The 20,223-nt window shown below is 71.7% G+C and carries 18 protein-coding genes; 11 read left to right on the top strand and 7 right to left on the bottom strand.

Annotation, left to right across the window (positions count from 1 at the left end; all coding sequences use genetic code 11):
* The first annotated feature begins 35 nt into the window (after positions 1–35).
* The 5 genes from K330_RS0108835 to K330_RS0108810 all read left to right on the top strand — a co-directional run bounded on the left by K330_RS0108835 (position 36) and on the right by K330_RS0108810 (position 5,563).
* Complete coding sequence (locus K330_RS0108835) at positions 36–1,451, top strand: DUF4389 domain-containing protein (protein WP_022921473.1); 1,416 nt, start codon at positions 36–38, stop codon at positions 1,449–1,451.
* Positions 1,448–2,323 carry a hypothetical protein gene (locus K330_RS22650; protein WP_022921472.1) on the top strand — a complete coding sequence of 292 codons (876 nt, stop codon included), beginning with the start codon at positions 1,448–1,450 and terminating at the stop codon, positions 2,321–2,323. The genes K330_RS0108835 and K330_RS22650 overlap by 4 nt, the downstream gene beginning before the upstream one ends.
* A 39-nt stretch (positions 2,324–2,362) precedes the next feature.
* A complete protein-coding gene (locus K330_RS20225) occupies positions 2,363–3,676 on the top strand; it encodes a TIGR04053 family radical SAM/SPASM domain-containing protein (protein ID WP_022921471.1) in 1,314 nt (437 codons plus the stop codon).
* An 870-nt stretch (positions 3,677–4,546) separates the two neighbouring features.
* Positions 4,547–5,314, top strand: coding sequence for a hypothetical protein (locus K330_RS0108815; protein WP_156875750.1), 768 nt, complete (start codon positions 4,547–4,549; stop codon positions 5,312–5,314).
* Positions 5,315–5,563, top strand: coding sequence for a hypothetical protein (locus K330_RS0108810; protein ID WP_022921468.1), 249 nt, complete (start codon positions 5,315–5,317; stop codon positions 5,561–5,563). It begins immediately after the preceding gene.
* A 526-nt stretch (positions 5,564–6,089) separates the two neighbouring features.
* Here K330_RS0108810 and glnA read toward each other — a convergent pair.
* A complete protein-coding gene (glnA, locus tag K330_RS0108805; RefSeq protein ID WP_022921467.1) occupies positions 6,090–7,514 on the bottom strand; it encodes a type I glutamate--ammonia ligase in 1,425 nt (474 codons plus the stop codon).
* Between the two features lie 112 nt (positions 7,515–7,626).
* On the opposite strand from glnA, the gene K330_RS0108800 reads away from it, so the two are divergent.
* Entirely contained in the window at positions 7,627–8,052 is a 426-nt protein-coding gene (locus K330_RS0108800) for an RDD family protein (RefSeq protein ID WP_022921466.1), read from the top strand.
* 18 nt (positions 8,053–8,070) lie between these two features.
* Positions 8,071–9,768, top strand: a complete 1,698-nt coding sequence (locus tag K330_RS0108795; RefSeq protein WP_022921465.1) for an LTA synthase family protein — start codon at positions 8,071–8,073, stop codon at positions 9,766–9,768.
* Here K330_RS0108795 and K330_RS0108790 read toward each other — a convergent pair whose 3' ends face one another.
* Positions 9,769–10,452 carry a hypothetical protein gene (locus tag K330_RS0108790; RefSeq protein ID WP_022921464.1) on the bottom strand — a complete coding sequence of 228 codons (684 nt, stop codon included), beginning with the start codon at positions 10,450–10,452 and terminating at the stop codon, positions 9,769–9,771.
* A gap of 201 nt (positions 10,453–10,653) precedes the next feature.
* Between K330_RS0108790 and K330_RS0108785 the strand changes: the two genes are divergently transcribed.
* Both K330_RS0108785 and K330_RS0108780 read left to right on the top strand, forming a co-directional pair.
* The gene (locus K330_RS0108785) at positions 10,654–11,817 is read left to right on the top strand and encodes a sensor histidine kinase (protein WP_169448527.1); all 1,164 of its coding nucleotides are present in this window, start codon (positions 10,654–10,656) and stop codon (positions 11,815–11,817) included.
* Positions 11,814–12,497 (top strand): response regulator transcription factor, encoded by a 684-nt coding sequence (locus K330_RS0108780; RefSeq protein ID WP_022921462.1) that lies wholly within the window; start codon positions 11,814–11,816, stop codon positions 12,495–12,497. Before K330_RS0108785 ends, K330_RS0108780 begins: the two co-directional genes overlap by 4 nt.
* Positions 12,498–12,590: 93 nt before the next feature.
* Here the strand turns inward: K330_RS0108780 and K330_RS0108775 are convergent, their stop codons facing one another.
* The 3 genes from K330_RS0108775 to K330_RS0108765 form a co-directional block, all read right to left on the bottom strand.
* Positions 12,591–13,382, bottom strand: coding sequence for a DUF4191 domain-containing protein (locus K330_RS0108775; RefSeq protein ID WP_022921461.1), 792 nt, complete (start codon positions 13,380–13,382; stop codon positions 12,591–12,593).
* A gap of 28 nt (positions 13,383–13,410) precedes the next feature.
* Positions 13,411–14,478 (bottom strand): lipoyl synthase, encoded by a 1,068-nt coding sequence (lipA, locus tag K330_RS20220; RefSeq protein ID WP_022921460.1) that lies wholly within the window; start codon positions 14,476–14,478, stop codon positions 13,411–13,413.
* Between the two features lie 139 nt (positions 14,479–14,617).
* Positions 14,618–16,114 carry a PucR family transcriptional regulator gene (locus K330_RS0108765; protein WP_022921459.1) on the bottom strand — a complete coding sequence of 499 codons (1,497 nt, stop codon included), beginning with the start codon at positions 16,112–16,114 and terminating at the stop codon, positions 14,618–14,620.
* A gap of 156 nt (positions 16,115–16,270) precedes the next feature.
* Here K330_RS0108765 and K330_RS20215 point away from each other — a divergent pair, with 156 nt between their 5' ends.
* Together K330_RS20215 and codB are read left to right on the top strand one after the other, a co-directional pair.
* The gene (locus K330_RS20215) at positions 16,271–16,768 is read left to right on the top strand and encodes a nucleoside deaminase (protein ID WP_022921458.1); all 498 of its coding nucleotides are present in this window, start codon (positions 16,271–16,273) and stop codon (positions 16,766–16,768) included.
* Positions 16,765–18,069: a cytosine permease gene (codB, locus tag K330_RS0108755; RefSeq protein ID WP_022921457.1), complete on the top strand. Its 1,305-nt coding sequence runs from the start codon at positions 16,765–16,767 to the stop codon at positions 18,067–18,069. The genes K330_RS20215 and codB overlap by 4 nt, the downstream gene beginning before the upstream one ends.
* Before the next feature lie 78 nt (positions 18,070–18,147).
* Here the strand turns inward: codB and K330_RS0108750 are convergent, their stop codons facing one another.
* Both K330_RS0108750 and K330_RS20210 read right to left on the bottom strand, forming a co-directional pair.
* Positions 18,148–19,122, bottom strand: a complete 975-nt coding sequence (locus K330_RS0108750) for an ABC transporter permease subunit (protein WP_022921456.1) — start codon at positions 19,120–19,122, stop codon at positions 18,148–18,150.
* On the bottom strand, positions 19,119–20,195 hold the full coding sequence (locus K330_RS20210; RefSeq protein WP_022921455.1) for an ABC transporter ATP-binding protein: 1,077 nt from the start codon (positions 20,193–20,195) through the stop codon (positions 19,119–19,121). Before K330_RS20210 ends, K330_RS0108750 begins: the two co-directional genes overlap by 4 nt.
* Positions 20,196–20,223 lie beyond the last annotated feature (28 nt).

Here is a 20,223-nt window from a genome sequence, read left to right as displayed (position 1 = left end):
CTACCTTAAGTAGTAGAGAGAAGAAGGTGATGGCGATGACTGCTGTCCTCGCTACGGGAACGGTTCCCGCATACCCCGTCCACCTCACGGCCCCACCCACCCCGGACCGTCCGTCCAGAGGACTGTGGCTGGTCAAGTGGCTTCTGGTCATCCCGCACGTGGTCGTGCTCGCCCTCCTCTGGGCGGCCTTCCTCGTGCTGAGCGTGGTGGCCCTCGTCTCGATCCTCGCGACCGGCCGCTACCCGCGGGCGATCTTCGACTTCAACGTCGGTGTGATGCGGTGGGGCTGGCGTGTCTCCTACTACTCCTACGGCGCGCTGGCCACCGACCGCTACCCGCCGTTCACGCTGCACGACGTCCCCGACTACCCGGCGCACCTGGACGTGGACTACCCCGAGCACCTCTCGCGCGGGAAGGCGCTGGTCAAGTGGTGGCTCCTCGTGCTGCCGCACTACCTGCTCGCCGGGGCGATCTCCTACGCGACGATCACCCTCGGCGACGAGCGGGGGCGGGGAGAGCTGATCTTCGAGGGCGGCCTCATCGGCATGATCGCCCTGATCGTCGGCGTGGCGCTGCTCTTCACGGGCCGTTACCCGCAGGGGCTCTACGACCTGCTGCTCGGCATCAACCGCTGGACCATGCGCGTCACCGGCTACGCGGCGCTGATGACCGACGTCTACCCGCCGTTCCGGCTGGACCAGGGCGGGCAGGTCGAGCCGCGGCCGGCCCCGGAGGACACCGCATACCCGCCGCCCCTCGGTGAGCCCGTCGCGGCACCGGCTGCACAGCCGGCGCGCCCTGCGTCCGTCTGGACGGCCGGCCCGGTCGCCACCGTGGTCGCCGGCGCGGTCGCCGTCCTCCTCGGACTGGGCACGACCACCACCGGTGGCGTGCTCCTGGCGGCGCCGGACGACGGCTTCGTCACCAGTCCGACGCTCACCGTCGACAGCCCTGGGTATGCCGTCGCCACCGAGACCGCCCTCCTGGAGGGCGCCGCGGTCGACGACGCGCTCGGTCTGATCCGCATCCGCGCCGAGGCGACGGACGGCGGAGAGGTCTTCGTCGGCATCGCCGAGGCACGGGAGGCCCAGGCCTACCTCGCCGGCGTGCGGCACACGGTCCTGCGCGGGGCCCTGCCCGGAGGCGACCTGCAGCGGTCCGGCGCGGCCCCGGCCACGCTGCCCCAGCAGACCGATGCCTGGCTGGCCAGCGCGTCCGGCCCGGGTCGGCAGGCCGTCGAGATCGAGGCGCGTCCCGGCAGCTGGGTCGCGGTCGTCATGCCGACCGACGGCAGCGCGGGTGTGAGCGCGAAGGTCGACGTCGCCGCCACGTTCCCGTGGCTCGAGCCGGCCGCCGGTGCGCTCCTGACCGTAGGGATCATCCTCCTCCTGGGCGGCGCCGCAGCCGTGACGCTGGGCGTGCGGACGGCCTCCGCCAGGGAGCACCGGTGACCTCCACCAGGGCACCGTCGGTGCCGGGTGCTGCCTCCCCGCAGCCCCCGGCACCGGGCGGCCCGGTGGCGCCGCGCTCGGTCCTTACCTGGACCGGTGCGCTGGTCGTGCTGGTGACGGTCACCAGTGTCGCCGGTCTGCTCGACCCCCGCGTCTACCAGGAGGAGACCGCCAACTGGGCGCTGCAGGCGCAGGGCCAGGACGTCGGCAACCTGTTGGCGGTCGTCGTCCTCGCGCTCGCCGCCCGCCGCTGGGCGGCCGGGTCGGCGCCCGCCGGGCTGGTGTGGCTCGGCACGCTGCTCTACCTCGTCTACGCCTTCGTCATCTACGCGATGGCGGTGCACCTCAACTACCTCTTCCTCGTGTATGTCGCGGTGCTGGGGCTGAGCGCGTGGGGCGTGCTGGTGCACGTCCCTGTGCTGCGCCGGTCGGTCGTGCTGCACCCGGGCGAAGGGGCCCGGACCTGGCCGGCTGTCGCCCTGGTGGCGATCGGCGTCCTCTTCGCGGGTCTGTGGCTGGCCGAGCTGGTGCCGGCGACCGTCTCGGGCCAGGTGCCGGCGACCCTGACCGGGGCGGGGCTCGTGGTCAACCCGGTCCATGTGATCGACCTGTCGGTGGTGCTGCCGGCGTTCGTCCTGTCCGGGGTGTCCGTCCTGCGGGGGCGGGAGGCCGGTCTGTTCTGGGTGGGGACGTGGCTGGCCTTCTCCGTGCTCATGGGCTCGAGCATCGTGGCGGCGATGGTGCTGACCACGGCCGCCGGCCAGAGCGGTGCGGTGGTGCCCGCGGTGATGGTCTCGGTCGTGGTGGTCGTCAGCCTGGTGGCCGCATGGGCCCACCTGCGGGGAGCGGCCCTGCGCGAACCAGGCGGCTGAGCGGCGTCCGCTAAATCCTACAAAGTGTAGTATTGCGCCGTGACCCTGGCTCCCTCCCGCGCCGTCCGGCGGCAGCGGCACGACGTCCACGACCGTCCCTTCATCGTCATCTGGGAGGTGACGCGCGCCTGCCAGCTGGCCTGCCTGCACTGCCGCGCCGACGCCATCACCCGGCGCAACCCGGGGGAGCTGACGCTCGAGGAGGGCAAGGCCCTGCTGGAGGGGATCGCGAGCTTCCCGGCGCCATACCCGCTGGTGGTGCTGACCGGGGGCGACCCGTTCGAGCGCCCCGACCTCGCCGACCTGGTGCGGCACGGGTCTTCGCTCGGGCTGTCGGTGTCGCTGTCGCCGTCGGTGACGCCGAACCTGACGCCCGGACGTCTCGCCGAGCTGCGCGATGCCGGCGCCAAGGCGGTGTCGCTGTCCCTGGACGGTGCCCGGGCGGGGACGCACGACGCCTTCCGTGGCTTCGAGGGGACCTACGCCGCGACGCGGGTCGCCGCCGAGCAGGTCAAGGCCGCTGGGTTCCGCCTGCAGGTCAACTCGACGGTGACGCGGTCGACGGTCGAGGAGCTGCCCGCGCTGCTGCGTGACGTCATCGATTTCGGCACCCTGCTGTGGAGCGTGTTCTTCCTGGTGCCCACGGGCCGTGGTCAGCGGCTGCAGGCCCTGTCGGCCGACGAGGTCGAGGACGTCCTGCACTGGCTCGCCGAGGTGTCGCGCTTCATCGCGGTCAAGACGACGGAGGCGCCGCACTTCCGCCGGGTGGTGCTGCAGCGCGAGGCCGCTGTCGCCAGGGGCGAGGACCCGTCCGCCGGCCGCGGTGACCTCTACCACCGGCTCGTCGCCGCCACCCGCGAGACCCTGGCCGGTGTCGCGGTCCGCGAGCGGCCCGCCCGGCCGCCGATCGACGTCAACTCCGGGCGCGGCTTCATGTTCGTCGACCACACCGGCAAGGTCTACCCCTCGGGCTTCCTGCCGCAGGTCGCCGGGGACGTGCGGGTCACGCCGGTGACGGAGATCTACCGCGACGCACCCGTCATGCGGGCGCTGCGGACGCCGGACGGGTTCGGCGGGAGGTGTGGCGTCTGTGAGTTCCGCGAGGTGTGCGGCGGCTCGCGCTCTCACGCCTACGCGGTGACCGGTGACCCGCTGGGGGAGGATCCCAGCTGTGCCTACGTGCCGGGCGGCGGAGTGGTCACCGAGTCCGAGGTGCTGGAACGCCACGAGACGACGCCGACGAGCAGGTCGACCACGCCGATGACGAGCGCCACCCAGGAGAGCGCGCCGCCGTTGCCCGAGGTGAGCGACCACACGGCGAAGATGGTGACGACCGCCCCGACCGCGAGGTAGGTGCCGGCCCGGCGCCGACCGGAGAAGCGTCGGCGCGGCTGCTCGGTGGAGGCCCGCTGCAGGTAGGCGTCCAGCTCGGCCGAAGGCTGCCCGTGCGTGCCCGCCGGGTCGACCGGCAGGGCCGCACCGCTGGCCCCTCCGCCGTCCTGCTGCAGCTGACGGGTGAACGTCAGGCCCGTCTCGTCGTCGAACGAGCCGTCGAACCCCTCACCCGTCTGCGGGTCGTACGCCGCATACCCCGTCTCCTCCACGACGACCCGGACCGCCTCGCGCACCTGGCGGTGGAAGTCCTCGGGGTCAGCCTGCTCCCAGTAGGCGAAGGACACCGCGGCCTGACCGGGGAAGAGCTGGACCTGGATGCCGGTGTCCAGCGCCGACAGCTCGCCGACCGTCAGCTCCGGGGAGTCCGGTGCGCTGCGGTAGACTTCTACCTGTCCGTCCAGCACCCCGCCCAGCCGCTCCTCGATCCGCTCCCAGGTCCGCAGCAGGCCGGTGCGGTCGGCGATCTGAGTGTCGTTGGACTCCTCCAGCGCCTCGTCCCAGCTCTGGCCGGGCCGGCGCGGCATCAGCGTGATGTCGTAGCTCACGGGTGCATCGTGGCATCGGAAGGGTCCTGGGCAGCGGAGGTGCGTGACGTGGCGCCGCCACGCCGTTGCCCGCCACACGGTCCCCACGTTGTCCGCGCACCGGGCTCCATACCCCCGTGCCGTTCTGTCGTGACACGGCGGTCGTCCCAGCGACGGCTGTGACACGAGAGAACGGCACGACGGTTCTCGACGGCATGCCTGAGATGGCGGCCCGACCTCCTCTGTCCACAGGACGTTGCCGCACGCCTGCGCAGGTAGTGGCCCCACGACCATGCTGGCGGTCATGTCGACCGTCGCGTCCACCACGTCGCCCATGGCCAGGCCCTCGCGGCCGCCGTTCCCTGACCTCCCCGGACAGCGGGGCCTGGCCACCGTGGTCCAGCTCCTCCGGGCAGGCTGGACCGCCTCCGCCCTGCGCCACGCCCGCGCCACCATCTGGCAGGAGCCCATGCCCAGGGTGGTCGCACCCCATCGCGGTCCGGTCGACGGGCCCACCCGCGTGGTAGCTGCCGCGCTCTGGGCGGGCGACAAAGCGGTCCTGACCGGCGGTGTGGCCCTCCGCTGCCACGGCGTGAAGGTGCGGCGCAAGGACCGGACGACGTTCGTCATACCGGAGTCGTCACGGGCGAGGGAGCACAAGACGGTGCGCTGCGTCCGGTCGCTGCGGCCGGTGCAGGTCACCCATGGTCTCGAGGCGGCCCGGTTCGCGGGTGCGGCACGCGCCCTCGCAGACGCTGCTGTGTATGAGGTGCACGACCGGAAGGACCTGGAGCACCTGGCCATCAGTGTCCTGCAGCGGGGGCTGGCCACGCCCGACGCCCTCGAGAGGGAGCTGTGGCTGCGCCCGGCGAGGAAGGTCGCTCCGGTCTGGAAGGGCCTCGAGGCGTTCGTCGACGGGGCGTGGTCGCGCCCCGAGGTGGTGCTCCGGGAGGTCGTGGACGGCCAGGGCAGCTATCCCGAGCTCATCACGAACTGTCGGCTCACGACCCTCGCCGGCGTGCCGATCGGGACGCCGGACGGATACTTCGAGGCTGCCGGGGTGGCGATCTAGGTGCACTCCCGGACCTACCACCAGGGGATCGACGACCAGGGTGGCGACCGCTGGGGCAGCACGGTCGAGAAGGACAGCGACCTCGTCGCCGCAGGGGTCCGGGTCATCGGAGTCTCCCCATGGACCCTCTACACCTGCCCCGCCCGGTTCCTCACCAGGCTGCGCAAGGTCGTCGACCTCGGCCTCGCCGGTCCTGGCCCAGCTGTCCGGGTCGTCCGGCAGGGGAGCGAGGAGCGGCCGGCAGGGTGAGGGTGTGGCGGCTGCGGAGGAGGGAGCGGGCAGCGGAAGAGTGCCGCACAGCCTCGTGCCGTTCTGTCGTGACACGCCCGTCGTCCCAGCGACAGGCGTGACACGACAGAGCTGCACGAGCGTTCGCGTTCGCGGACCGGGCGGGGCCCCGCTGCTGTCTGACCCCGGACATGTTGGCGGCCCGGTGCCGTCCGAAGAAGGACTGCCGGGCCGAGATCAACCGTAGCGCTGAGCTCCTGTCACCGCTCGCTCGTCCGCCACGTCCGTCACGTGCTGCCCCCTGCGCACCAGGTGGTGGACGCGAGCGGCGGAGGGTGGTCCGCTCCACCCTGCGCCGCTGGCGCGCTTCGTCAGATGTCGAACCCGTCGCGACACCTTCCTCGCGCTGCGGGTGGGGCGGGTTCGTTCCTCACCCGTCCCACCCGCTGACGCGCTTCGTCAGATGTCGAACCCGTCGCGACACCTTCCTCGCGCTGCGGGTGGGGCGGGTTCGTTCCTCACCCGTCCCACCCGCTGACGCGCTTCGTCAGATGTCGAAGTACATCTCGAACTCGTGCGGGTGCGGGCGCAGGCGGATCGGCTGCACCTCGTTGACGCGCTTGTAGTCGACCCACGCCTCCAGCAGGTCCTCGGTGAACACGTCACCCTCGGTGAGGTAGGCGTGGTCGTCCTCGAGGGCGTCCAGCACCTCTGGCAGCGACGTCGGCAGCTGCGCGATGTCGTGCAGCTCCTCCGGCGGCAGCTCGTAGAGGTCCTTGTCCACCGGCTCCGGCGGCTCGATGCGGTTCCGGATGCCGTCCAGGCCGGCCATCAGCTGCGCGGAGAAGGCCAGGTAGGGGTTGGCCGAGGGGTCCGGCACGCGGTACTCGATGCGCTTGGCCTTCGCCGAGGAGCCGGTGATCGGGATGCGCACGCAGGCGGAGCGGTTGCGCGCGGAGTAGACCAGGTTGATCGGCGCCTCGAAACCGGGGACCAGACGGTGGTAGGAGTTCATCGACGGGTTGGTGAACGCCAGCAGCGACGGGCCGTGCGCCAGCAGGCCACCGATGTACCAGCGCGCGATGTCGGACAGGCCGCCGTAGCCGTTCTCGTCGTAGAAGAGCGGCTCGCCGTCCTTCCACAGGCTCTGGTGGGTGTGCATCCCGGAGCCGTTGTCGCCGAAGAGGGGCTTGGGCATGAAGGTGGCGGTCTTGCCGGCGGCCCAGGCGGTGTTCTTGATGACGTACTTGAACTTCATCATGTCGTCGCCGGAGTGCAGCAGCGTGTTGAAGCGGTAGTTGATCTCCTGCTGGCCCGCGGTGCCCACCTCGTGGTGGGAGCGCTCGACGTCGATGCCGACGTGCGCCAGGTCCAGGCACATCCGGTCGCGCAGGTCGGCGAAGTGGTCGACCGGCGGGACGGGGAAGTAGCCACCTTTGAAGCGGGTCTTGTAGCCCCGGTTGCCGCCCTCCTCGGCGCGCCCGGTGTTCCAGGCCGCCTCGATGGAGTCGATGTAGTAGTAGCTGCCCTGGGGCTGGGAGGCGAAGCGGATGTCGTCGAAGACGTAGAACTCGGCCTCGGCGCCGAAGTAGGCGGTGTCGGCGATGCCGGTGGAGCGCAGGTGCTCCTCGGCCTTGCGCGCGATCTGCCGCGGGTCGCGCTCGTAGGGCTCGTCGGTGAAGGGGTCGACGATCGAGAAGTTCATGATCAGCGTCTTCTCGGTCCGGTACGGGTCGAGGTAGGCCGTCTGCGGGTCCGGGATGAGCTTCATGTCGGACTCGTGGATCGACTTGAAACCCCGGATCGAGGAGCCGTCGAACATCTGCCCGGTGTTGAAGGCGTCCTCGTCGAACGACGCCGCCGGCACGTTGAAGTGCTGCATGACCCCTGGCAGGTCGCAGAACCTGATGTCGATGAACTTCACGTCCTCGTCCTTGATGAAGGCGAGGACCTCCTCCGCGTTGCTGAACATGGTGCCTCCTAGATGGACCCGTCTCGGTCCCGCACGAGGTTACCGGGCAGCGGTTTCGGCTCGGTCAACCCGATGTTTCAGAAGTGTTTCACCGATCGATACCCTGGGTGGCGTGAGCGCACCCACCTACCAGGGACAGTCCCTCGGTCTGCCCCCGGCCGGTGGGGGGTCGGTGGCGCCGCTCCTGCGCCGCACCGCCGCCTTCTGCGTCGACTGGGCGCTGTGCCTGCTCATCGCCGTCGGGCTGGGTATGCCGTGGGGCGAGGTGGAGGGCGCCTACGCCTTCCTGCCGCTCGGCATCCTGCTCGCCATGAACGTCCTGCTCGTCACCACCCTCGGGACGACCATCGGGCACCGCCTCCTGGGCATCCGGGTCGTGTCGGTCGACGCGCTGGAGCAGGCGGCTCCACCGCCGCCGCTGCGGTCCGTGGCCCGGGCCGCGCTCATCGTCCTCTTCGTCCCCGCCATCATCATGGATGCCGACGGCCGCGGTCTGCACGACAAGGCCGCCCGCACGGTCGTCGTCCGGGCCCGCTGAGGCAGCGGACAGACCCCGGTGCTCCTTCTGGTCACGGCCGCGCTGGCGGCCAAGTCCGTCCTCGTGGCGGCGGCGGTCCTCGAGATGGACCGGTGGGCGGCGCTGGTCGCCCTCAGCGCGCTGCCGCTGATCGCCCTGCTGGTCAGCCCCGCGCTGCTCCTGCACGGGCGGTCGCGCACCGCATACCTCGTGAGTGCCGACGTGCTCGTCACGCTGCTGCTGGTCGCCGACCTGCTCAACGCCCGCGCGTCGGGCCGCCTGCTCAGCCTGCACATGGTCGCCGCGGCCGGCAGCTTCGAGGGCCTCGGGTCCTCGGTGCTGGCCATGGTCCGCTGGTATGACGTGGTGCTCTTCGCGGACCTGCTCGCCCTGGGGGCGCTGGCGGCCTCCGCGCGGTGGCGGCGCAGCCACCCGCGGAAGCAGCACCGCAGGGTGCGTCCGCGCACGGCGGCACTGGTGGCCGGCGGTGCGGCCCTGGCCTTCGCCGTGCAGGTGCTCGCCCAGAGCTCCGACCCCGGGCTGCGGGTCGTGGCCCTGTCCCCGCTCGGCGCCCATGCCCACGAGGCCTACGACGAGCTGGTCGACATCAACCGCGCGCTGACGCCGGCCGAGCGGGAGCGGGTGGGCGACTGGCTCGCCGGCAACGCCGCATACCAGCGCGAGGTCGCGCCTGAGCACGCCGACCTGGTCGGCCTGCTGGAGGGCCGCGACGTCTACCTCGTGCAGTTCGAGTCGCTGGAGGAGGTGGTGCTCGAGGCCGAGCCGTTCGGTCAGGAGGTCACGCCGACGCTCAACGGCTGGATGGAGGAGAGCCTGGTCTTCGACCACGTCGTCGAGCAGGTCCGCGACGGCACCAGCTCCGACGCCGAGCTGCTCATGCTCGCGGGTGTCTACCCGCTGCGCTCCGGGGCGGCTTTCATGCGCTTCCCGGACAACGCCGGCTACACGAGCCTGCCCCGGCTGCTGCAGGCTGAGGGCTACCGGCCCGTGGCGCTGCACGGTGACGTCCGGACCTTTTGGAACCGCGACCGGGTCTTCCCGCGGCTGGGCTACGAGCGCTACGTCGCCGAACGGGACTTCGCCCACGGCACCGAGCTGGGCATGGGCCTGGCGGACGAGGACCTCTTCGACCAGGCGCTGCGCGAGATCGACCGCCTGCCCGCGCCGCGCTTCCTGCACCTGATCACCACCACGTCGCACACGCCCTGGCACCTGCCGGAGCCTCTGCAGGGGCTGGAGCTGCCCGGCGACGACGCGACCAGCCGCTACCTGCAGACCGTGCACTACACCGACGCCCAGCTGGGGCAGTTCGCCCGCGAGCTGGAGGAGCGGGGTCTGCTGGAGCGGTCGGCGATCGTCGTGGTCGGCGACCACCAGGGCCCGAGCCGCTACGTCGCGGAGGACGAGCTGTGGCTGGACGACAACGAGGACAGGGTGCCCTTCCTGGTCCACGTCCCCGGGATGGACGGGCGTCGCATCTCCACGTCCGGGGGCCAGGTCGACGTGCTGCCGACGCTGGCCCAGCTCTTGGGGATCCCCGCCGAGCGCTACGCCGGTGCGGTCATGGGCCGCACGCTGCTCGGTCCGCACAGCGGCTCGGCGGTCAGCTCCGACGGGGAGGTCCTCCCCGGGGCCGACGGCGCCGAGCTGCTGCGCGAGGCGTATGCCGTGTCCGACCTGGCGGTCACGGGCGACTGGTTCGCCCGGCCGCGGTAGTCAGACCGTCACGGCGTCAGGGGCGGCCGCCGTCGTCTCGGCGGCCGTCTGCCAGTGGGTGATCGAGGAGCGCCAGACGGTGGCCGCCAGCGTTCCGAACGCCACGGTGAGCAGCGCTCCCGAGGCGACGCCGGCCCACTCGACCAGGCCGGACCCGACGAACTCCACGACGACCCACACCACCAGGGCCGGGCCGACCCAGCGCGGGCCGAGGCCGGCACGCCAGGTCGTGGCTGCCAGCAGCAGGACGCCGAGCACGGTCCCGAGCAGCCCGGCGGCCATGAACGGCAGCATGAGGCCACCCTCGAGGCGGTCGAGCACGGCGACGTGGGCCTCGAGCGCGCCGAGGTCCTCGGCCATCGCCAGCATCGCGAGGTTGATGCCCCCGTAGACGGCGTGCCCCAGCACCCCGAGCCCGAAGGCCACCGCGGCGAGGGTGGCCAGGACGGGTGCGGACCGGCGGGCCAGATGGGCCACACCGACGACCCCGATCCCGAGCAGCGGCTGGGACAGGACCCAGGTCCACGCTGACAGGGGTGCCCGAGGACTGGCGGCGACCGCCTGCAGCCTCTCGGCCTGGTCCCCGGAGAAGTCAGGCATCGTGGCCACGCTGACGACGGTCAGCGCGACCCCGACGACCAGGGCCGCGGCGACGGCCGTGCGGGTGAGTGATGCGGTGCTCATGGTGGTCCTCCCTGCCAGGTGGCGGACCCCTGCGGTCCGTCTGCCCCGACGCTAGGCACCCGGGGGACGCCGCGGATCGGCCTGAGGTCGTGCGTGCAGCGACGCAAGGATGACGGCTCCGGACCGTGTCATCCCTGAGGGGTGGGGCCGGTCAACCCCAGGATGACGACGGCCGGGGCCACCGGGCCCTAGATTGTGCTCGTGGAGCCGCTGAGCAGGCGCGGGTGGGCCGTCGACGTGGCCGTCGCCGGCCTGGTCGCGGCGGTCGGCCTGCTCGAGGTGTGGGTGCCCTTCGAGTCGCTGTCCGGGGACGGCTCACCGTTCGTGAGCACCGTCGGGGTGGTCTGGTTCGCCGCGCACCTGGCCGTGCGCCGGGCCCGGCCGTGGGTGGCGCTGGCGGGGCTGCTGGTCTGGCCCCTGCTCGGGGTGTTCGAGGGCGGGCAGGGCCTGCACCTGCTCTTCTTCGGTCAGCTCGTGCCGGTGCTCGTGCTGGTCTTCACCATCGCCCGGCACGGGACGGGCACCTACCGGCGGGTGGGGACCGGCGCGGCCATCGCCTTCATCGCCCTCGCGGACCTCTTCGTCCCCCTCCTGCAGTCGCCCAACGAGCTGCTCTTCCACTGGGGCGTGCTCACCCTCGTGTGGCTGGTCGGGCACGGGCTGCGGGTGTCCGCCGACCGGGCGGCGGCCGAGGCTGTCCGGGCCCATGTCGCGGAGACGACGGCTCGGGAGCGGGAGCTGGCCGCGATCTCCGACGAGCGGGCCCGGATCGCCCGCGAGCTGCACGACATCGTCGCCCACTCCGTCGGGGTCATCGTCGTGCAGGCCGGCGCCGCGGAGCAGGTGGTCGAGGACGACCCGGAGTTCGCCCGCCGGGCGCTGGCCACCATCCGCACGACCGGGTCAGGCGCCCTGGCCGAGATGCGCCGGCTCGTGGGCATGCTGCGTGACCCGGACCCCGGCCTGGGCCACGACCTCGCACCGCAGCCGGGCATCGCCGCCCTGCCGGACCTGGTCGAGGCCGCCCGTGGCGTGGGTCTGTCGGTCGACCTCGACGTGAGCGGTGTGCCGCCCACCCTGCCCGCGGGCCTCGACCTCACCGCATACCGGGTGGTCCAGGAGGCCCTGACCAACGTGCGTCGCCACTCCCGGGCGACCAGCGCCCGGGTGGCGATGCAGTTCGCGCCCGAGTCGCTGGAGATCAGGGTCACCGACGCCGGACCCGCGCGGCAGCCGGGGGCTGAGCCTGGGCACGGGCTGGTCGGGATGCGCGAGCGCGTCGCCCTCTTCGGCGGGCGGGTCGAGGCCGACGCGGGGGAGCACGGGTTCACCGTGCGCGCGGTGCTGCCGCTGGAGCGGGTATGACGCAGCCCTCGCCGGGTGCCGCCACGACCGTGGTGGTCGTCGACGACCAGGAGCTGGTGCGGATGGGCTTCCGGCTCATCCTCGAGCGCGCCGGTCTCATGGTGCTGGGGGAGGCCGGTGACGGTCTCGAGGCGGTGGAGCTCGTGCGGGAGGTCCGCCCCGACGTCGTGCTCATGGACATCCGGATGCCCCGGCTGGACGGGGTGGAGGCGACCCGGCGCGTCATGGAGCTCGCCGGGCCCCGGCCGCGGGTGCTCGTGCTGACCACCTTCGACCTGGACGAGTACGTCTACGAGGCGGTCCGGGCCGGGGCCTCCGGCTTCCTGCTCAAGGACGTCTCGCCCGAGGACCTGGTGCACGCGGTGCGGGTGGTCGCCCGGGGTGAGTCGATGCTGGCCCCGGCGTTGATCTCCCGGCTGCTGGAGCGGTTCACCGCCCGCCCGCTGCCGGGAGCGCCCCCGCCCGAGCTGGCCGAGCTCACCGAGCGCGAGCTGGAGGTGGCGCGGCTGGTCGCGCGCGGCCTGTCCAACGCCGAGATCGGGGCGACGCTGTTCCTCAGCGAGGCGACCGTCAAGACCTATGTCTCACGGCTGCTGACCAAGCTGGACCTGCGCGACCGGGTGCAGGTGGCGGCGTTGGCCTACCGCAGCGGGCTCGTCGGGGTGGGGGAGGGCGAGTAGACCGTGGTGACTACGTGCTGCCAGGGCGACACGAGGTCACCACAGGCGGCCGCGGACGGCCGGGTGTCGGGGTGACCGCGGCCGCTCCACGCCTCAGCGGCCGCGCAGGGCCTTGCGGCTCATCCGCGGGGCACGGCTCGGGTCGATGCCGGCGGGGATCGGCGGGCGGTTCTTGCCACCGAGCGCCTTGAGCCGCTGCTGGACGACGAGGGCCTCGTCGTTGGACAGCTTCTTGGGCAGCTTCTTGATGGTGGGGACGACCTTGCGCAGGGTGGTGTCGCTCTCGCCCGAGCCGACGGTGATCGTGTGCACCGGCACCTCGTCGCCGACGACCCGGCTGACGCGCTTGCGCTCGGCGGCCGCCAGGCGCTGGGCGGCACCCCGGGGGCCCTCGGCGATGAGCACGACGCCGGGCTTGCCCACGGCGCGGAAGACCATCGCGGCGTTGTGCAGGTCGCGCATGCCGCGCATCTGGCCACCGGCCTCGGCCGCGACGGGCTCCTGGTCGTAGAACCATCCCCGCTTCAGCTGCCCCATCACGGCGGACGTGGCGCCCGGCTGGCCCTCGATCTGGGCGAAGGCAGCCTTCTCGGCGCGTCGGCCCAGCACGACCGTCGCGGCCAGGATGGCCAGCGGCAGGCCGATGATCAGCGTGTAGACGACCTGGTCGATCCAGATGCCGACGAGCACCGCGACGACCAGCACGGCCAGCGCGGCGAGGATCATCCACCAGACCGCGGCCGGGTCGGCCTTGCGGGTCATCGTGAAGACCTGGCGGACCTGCGCCATACGACCCGGCTTCTTGGGGTCCTTGGCCTTGGTGGCGCGGCGGCCGAACAGGCCCTTCTTCGTCGGCTCGCCGCCGTCGGGGGTGCTGGAGGACATAGGGATCAGGATACGGGGTGCCGGAGGCTCAGCAGGCGCTGCGCCGGACGGTGCCCAGGTCGCCGCGCGGGTCGCCGACGAGCCCCTTGGAGACCAGCGAGGCGGCCTCCTGGCGGGCGGGCACGGCGGCCTCGAACTGCTCGCGCAGGTGCGACAGGTTCTCCGGGATGGGCCGGCCCCACTTGGTCATGGCCGAGGCGTAGAGCTTGCCGGCGCGGTAGGAGCTGCGCACCAGCGGGCCGGCCATGACGCCCTTGAAGCCGATCTCCTCGGCCAGCTCGGACCAGTGCACGAACTCCTCGGGCTTGACCCACCGGTCGATCGGGTGGTGCAGCTTGGAGGGGCGCAGGTACTGGGTGATCGTGAGGATGTCGCAGCCGGCGTCGTGCAGGTCGCGCATCGCCTGCTCGATCTCGTGCTCCTCCTCGCCCATGCCCAGGATGAGGTTGGATTTGGTGACCAGCTCGTTCTCGCGAGCCATCGACAGCACCCGCAGCGACTTGTCGTAGGTGAACGCCGGGCGGATCTTCTTGAAGATGCGCGGCACGGTCTCCAGGTTGTGCGCGAAGACCTCGGGCCGGGCGTCGAAGACCTGCTGGACCAGCTCGGGGACCGCGCCGAAGTCCGGCGGCAGGATCTCCACGCCGGTGTTCGGGTTGAGCTCGTGCACCTTGCGGATGACCTCGGCGTAGAGCCAGGCCGCGCCGTCCTTCTGGTCGTCGCGGGCCACACCGGTGATGGTGGCGTAGCGCAGGTCCATCGTCCGGATCGACTCGGCGACCTTGCGCGGCTCCTCCATGTCCAGCGGGTTGGGGCGGCCGGTGGCGATGTCGCAGAAGTCGCAGCGGCGGGTGCAGATGTCTCCGCCGATGAGGAAGGTGGCCTCGCGGTCCTCCCAGCACTCGAAGATGTTGGGGCAGCCGGCCTCCTGGCACACCGTGTGCAGCCCGCCCTTGCGCACCATGGAGTGCAGCTCCTGGTACTCCGGCCCCATCTTGGCGGTGGTGCGGATCCACGAGGGCTTGCGCTCGATGGGCGTCTCGGCGTTGCGGGCCTCGACCCGCAGCAGGCGACGGCCCTCCGGTGCGATGGTCACAGGCTGCTCCTAGCGTTGGAACGGCGCCCGCCACGGCGGGCATGCACCCCATCAGCCTAAGCGCGGACCGGGGTATGCCGAAACGCGGGTGGCTGGGCAGGCTGAGCCGAGAGCCTTCCTCTCGGTGACCTCGCGCCGGTCAGGTGCGGCCGTCACCGGCCGCGCGAAGCTGGGCCGCCGCGACCGCGGTCACGAGGTGGTTCAGTTCTGAGCCGGCGGTGGGGTCGTACCCCAGCAGGCGGTGGATCCGGGACATCCGTTCGTGGACGGTCTGGCGCCGGACGTGGAGAGCCCCGGCCGTGGAGCTGATGTTGAGTCCGTGCTCGATCCAGGTCGCCAGGGTCCGCAGCAGGTGCCCCGAGTGCACCTCGTCCCACCGGCGCAGCGGTCCTAGTGCGTCCTCCACGAAGGTGTCCAGCTGGTCCGTCGGGACGTGCGTGAGCAGATGAGGGACTGTGGAACCCCGCCAGGTGCGGGCACCCTCGACCCCCGCAGCCACCGACAGGCCAGCCCGAGCCCGCGCCAGGGTCCGTGCAGCCGTAGCCAGGTCGACGGGCGGGCCGACGACGACCTCTGTGCCCGACCGGATCGCGGCCTCGTCGAGGAGCTGCGCGATCCGGCCCGAAGCGTCCCCTTCGGAGCTCACAGCCACGAGCCCCACCACCTGACCGCGCACGGCCTCGACAAGGTGCGTTGCCAGGCCCTCCGTGCGCGAGAGCAGCATCGCGCTGCGTCTGGGGTCGGCGCTGACACCGGCCAGCCCGACGACCCGCTGCCTCGGCGTCGGGTGAAAGCCGCACACCGCTGCCCGCGCCAGCAGGTTGGTGCGTGCTGGACCTGCCGAGGGCCCCCTCTCGATCAGGTCGTTGAGCAGTGCCACTCCAGGCCGGGCGGGACTGACGCCGTCGAGGGCGGAGCGTTCGACGACCAGGCCCACCACAGCCGCGATCCGATCGGCGAGGAACTGGGTGTCCGGTGTGGCCCGCGCTCCGACGAAGACGTGGCCCCATGGTGACCCTGCCGTCCGGACGACCGCGGTGGCCGGGCGCTCGTCCGGGCGGTGGCCTGGTGCGCCTGGGGTGGCCGAGGCGGCGACCACCTGTCCCGAGAGCGTGCACACCTCGACGGGTAGGCCGGCGGTCCGCGCGATCCTGGCGACCACCTCTTCGACCCCGGCTCCGTCGGCTGCGTCGTCGTGCAGCTGCTGCACGAGCGAGTCGCTGCGGCGGAGCCTGGTCAGCTCCGTGGAGAGCAGGTCCGAGTTGACCTGCCTGCAGATCTCGGCGAAGGGCACGACCTGCCGAAGCACCACCAGCGGAAGGTCGGCGCGCCGTGCTTCTGCGATCATCTCCGGCGGCATCTCGGAGAGCGAGCGGCCAGGCTCGAGGGCCACGGCTGCGACGCCTCGCGCTGCGACATCGCGCACCCAGTGCCGTCGGGACCCCGCGTCCGCCCCCGCCAACCCCAGTCCGGTGGTGAGCAGGACCTCACCTCCGGACAGGAGGGGCGCGATCTCGTAGATCTCGCTCGAATGCACCCAGTGCACTGGGCGCTCTAGGTGGTAGTCCCGCCCCAGGAACTGCGGGTCCGCGCGGCAGACGCTCTCGTGGCTGAGGAACTCGGCGAGAGTGAGCACTCGTGTGCCTCCTGACACAAGGTGGGGTACCGGACATCCTGTCGGGGTCGGACCCGTCCAGGCAAGACATTCCGCCCGTTGCCGGACGCCGACGGTGCTGGGACGCTCGTCCACACGGGCGTCGATGAGGACGCCGGACGACGGAGGTATTCACTCATGACCGACCACGCGGTAGTTGACGACAGTCCGAGCGCGCAGCTCAGCCCCTCGGACCGCGCTGGGCTCGAGGCGGCTCTGCACGAGGCCCGTCAGGGTCAGCAGGAGGGCGGGGTGCCGATCGGCGCAGTTCTGCTGGCGGCCGACGGCCGCATCATCGGCCGAGGACACAACAGGCGGGTTCAGGCGGGTGATCCTTCCGCACACGCGGAGACAGAAGCGTTTCGCGACGCCGGACGGCAGCCGCACTACCGCGGGATGACGATGGTGACGACCCTGTCCCCGTGCTGGTACTGCTCCGGCCTCGTGCGCCAGTTCGCCATCTCTCGGCTCATCGTGGGAGAGGCCAGCACCTTCCACGGCGGGCACGACTGGCTGGAAGAGCACGGCATCGAGGTGACGGTCGTGGATGACCCCAGCTGCGTCGGGCTGATGACCGACTTCATCCAGCGGAGCCCGGAGCTGTGGGCCGAGGACATCGGGGAGGAGCGTTCATGACTCGCGCGACGGGTGAGGAGCAGGTGGCGGAGCTGCAACCGGGGGCGGTCGACCCCGACTACCCGGTAGACCCGGTGCCCCGTCACGCCAGGAAGTCCACGTTCTCCCTGGCCGTGGTCCTTGTCGGGTTCACCATGTTCACCCCGACCATGCTGGCCGGCGCGCAGATCGGTGCAGGCTATGCCTTCCTCCCGCTTATGGGCGTGCTGCTGCTCGGCAGCCTGGTGCTGGGTGTCTACGTCAGCGCCCTCGGGTGGTTGGGCGCCAGCACCAACCTCACGACCGCCATGATGGCCCGGAACACCTTTGGTCGCCGTGGCGCGAAGCTGTCCTCGCTCCTCCTCGGTGGCACACAGATCGGCTGGTACGGAGTCTCGGTGGCAACACTGGCTCTGCTCACCGGCCAGGCACTGGGCTGGGAGAGCGAGGGCGCGGTCCGCTGGCTGATGTTGGGCTCAGGTCTGCTGATGGGGATCACGGCCTACATCGGCTACCGAGGCATGTACGTGCTCTCGCTGGTGGCACTGCCCTTGATGCTGATTCTCGGTGCCTGGGTGGCGTGGCGTGCGTTCGACGAGGTCGGTGGGCTCGGCGGGATGCTGCAGATCCGTCCGGAATCGTCCATGGGCATGGCCATGGCGGTCACGCTGATCGTGGGCACCTTTGCCTCAGGAGGCACGCAAGCACCCAACTGGACACGCTTCGCGCGCACCCCGGTAGCCGGCTTCTGGACCTGCATCGCTGCCTTCCTCGGCGCCCAGCTGCTCATGCTCTTCTCGGGCGCGATCGGGGCGCTGGCCTTCGGCGAGGGTGACTTCGTGGTCGTGTTGTTCAACCTCGGGCTGGTGGTCTGGGGCCTGCTGTTCCTGGTGGCCAACATCTGGACCACCAACGACAACACCGCCTACAACGTCGGGGTCGCCGGTGCTGAGCTGTTCGACGTGCGGACGCGCAAGCCCTTCGTCGTGGCGGGCGTCGTCATCGGCACGCTGCTCGCCGTGACTGGCATCTACGACAGCCTGATCACCTACCTGGTGTGGTTGGGCATCCTCATCCCACCGCTCGGCGGCGTGATTCTGGGGGACCACCTTGCCCGACGTGCGGAGTGGCGAGACGGGGTCTCGATGACGGTCGCCAGCGTGCGCTGGGACAACGTCGCGGTGTACGCGGCGGCGTGCCTCGTGGCCTGGGCAGCCAACGAGGTGGGCTTCTTCATCCCGCCGGTCATCGGCATGGTGGTTGCCCTCCTCGGAGCACTCGTCCTCGGGAACGTCCGCCGCGCACCCATCGCAACGCGGTGATCGCTGCGCTCACGGCCCACGGCTCCTCACTGGGCTGTGGGCCGTGAGTGCATCTGCACCCGGGCGACCGCATACCTGTCAGTCGATGTCGGCCGTGCGGAAGCGGGCCCAGGCGATGAGCAGCACGACGCCGACAAGGGCTGCGAGCACGGTCGCCCCGTGCGCCATGGACAGGCTGTGCCGGACGGGCTCGCAGCCGTCGAAGCCGGTGCAGTTGGTCCAGGTCTCCCAGGTGGTCCCGTCCTGGACGAAGGCGCTGATGTTGCGTCCGAGCAGGTAGGGCTGGACCGCGGACAGCCCGCCACCGAGCATCCCCTCGACGAGCACGAGGTATCCCACGACGACGCCGACGACGACCCCGCTGTGCCGCACCAGGAAGGCGGCGCCAGCGCCGAGCGCCCCGGCGGCCATCGCGACGACGACCAGCCGGACCGCCGTCCACGCCAGGTCGACCCACTCCTGCCCGCTGACGCCGTCGTCGAGCCGGAACCAGCGGAAGACCGCCGGCACGCCGACCAGGACGAGGGCCAGACCGGCGACGGTCACCGGCAGCGCCGCGAGCGCCGGCGCGACGATCTTGGAGACCACCACGGGGGTGCGCCGCGGCTCGAAGGTCAGCCAGCTGCCCATCGTGCGGTGGGAGAACTCCGCGGCCACGGCGGTCGAGCCCATCACCAGGGCGAGGAAGGCGAAGGGGTAGACCAGCCCCTGCAGCAGGAAGCCGTACTGCTCGGCCAGCGAGGGCATCGTGCCGTACATCTCCTCGATCGTCGGCGGTTGCATGTCGGTGCACCCGAAGTCGACCGCGGGGTCACCGGTGCGGCGCCGCTCGAGCGCCTCCTCCTGCAGGCACTGGGCCTCGAAGCGCTCGTGGTCGGCGAGGACCTGGGCGTAGTCCTCGTTCATGCCGGCGCGGGCCAGGTCGAGGTCGCGCGCCTGGAAGAAGACCCCGGCCAGCGTGACCAGGACGATGGCCAGGACGCCGAAGAGGGTGAACCAGCCGATCCTGCGCGCGGCGAGGCGCCGCAGCTCGACCCGGGTCAGGCGGATCATCGGGCCTCCTCCCGGTCGGTGCGGGTATGCGGTGCCTCGGGCTGCTGTCCCACGGCGCCGGCGTCGACGGTCGGGGCGGGCAGGCCCTCGCCCTGGGTGAGCTCGAGGAAGATCTGCTCCAGGCCGCGCCGGCTAGGAACGAGGCGCTCGACCCACAGGCCCTGCTGTCCCAGCAGGCGGGAGATCTCCGCCGGCTCCGCGCCGGTGACGGTGAGCAGGCCGGCCTCCTCGGTGCTCTCGTAGCGGTGGCGCAGGCCCTCGGCCGCGTCGCTGCCGGTGGGGCGGGCCATCCACTCCGCGGTGAACCCTGCTTCGCGCAGGACCCTGATCGCCGCGCCGGGGTGGCGCACGCCCACCTCGACCGTCTCGCCGCCCCCGCCGATGAGACCGGCGACCGACCCCTGGGCCAGCACCCGCCCGCGACCGATGATGGAGACGGTGTCGGCGATCTGCTCGATCTCGGAGAGGATGTGGCTGCTGACCAGCACGGTGCGGCCCTCGTCGCCGAGGCGGCGCATGGTCTGGCGGATCTCGGAGATGCCCGCCGGGTCCAGGCCGTTGGTGGGCTCGTCAAAGATGAGCAGGTCGGGCGACTTCAGCAGCGTCGCGGCGATCGCCAGACGCTGCTTCATGCCCAGGCTGTAGGCCCGGAAGTGGTCCTTGCCGCGGTCGCCCAGGCCCACGCTGTCGAGCACCTCGCCCACGCGCGTGCGGGGGGTGCCGATGGCGTCGGCGAGCAGGGTCAGGTTGCGCTCGGCCGAGAAGGTCGGGAAGAACTTGGGCGACTCCACGATGGCGCCGACACGGCCGACCACCTCCGGCAGCCGCTGGGGGACCGGGGTGCCGAAGAGGTGCATGGTGCCGCCGTCGGCGCGGGTCAGGCCCAGCAGCATGCGGATCGTGGTCGTCTTGCCCGACCCGTTGGGGCCGAGGAAGCCGTGCACGCCCCCTGCGGGCACGTCGAGGTCGAGGCCGTGCACGGCGACGCGCCGGCCTCTGACCGTCCGGTAGGTCTTGCGCAGCCCCCGGGTGGCGACCGCCAGCCCCTCGTCCGCCGACATGGCGACACCCATCCGTGCTTCTCCTCGTCCGCCCGGACGT

Origin of the sequence: Ornithinimicrobium pekingense DSM 21552 (assembly GCF_000421185.1) — a bacterium.
GTDB classification, from domain to species: domain Bacteria; phylum Actinomycetota; class Actinomycetes; order Actinomycetales; family Dermatophilaceae; genus Ornithinicoccus; species Ornithinicoccus pekingensis.
The sequence above is the reverse complement of the archived record's forward strand: the minus strand, read 5'-3'. Positions and strand labels throughout refer to the sequence as shown.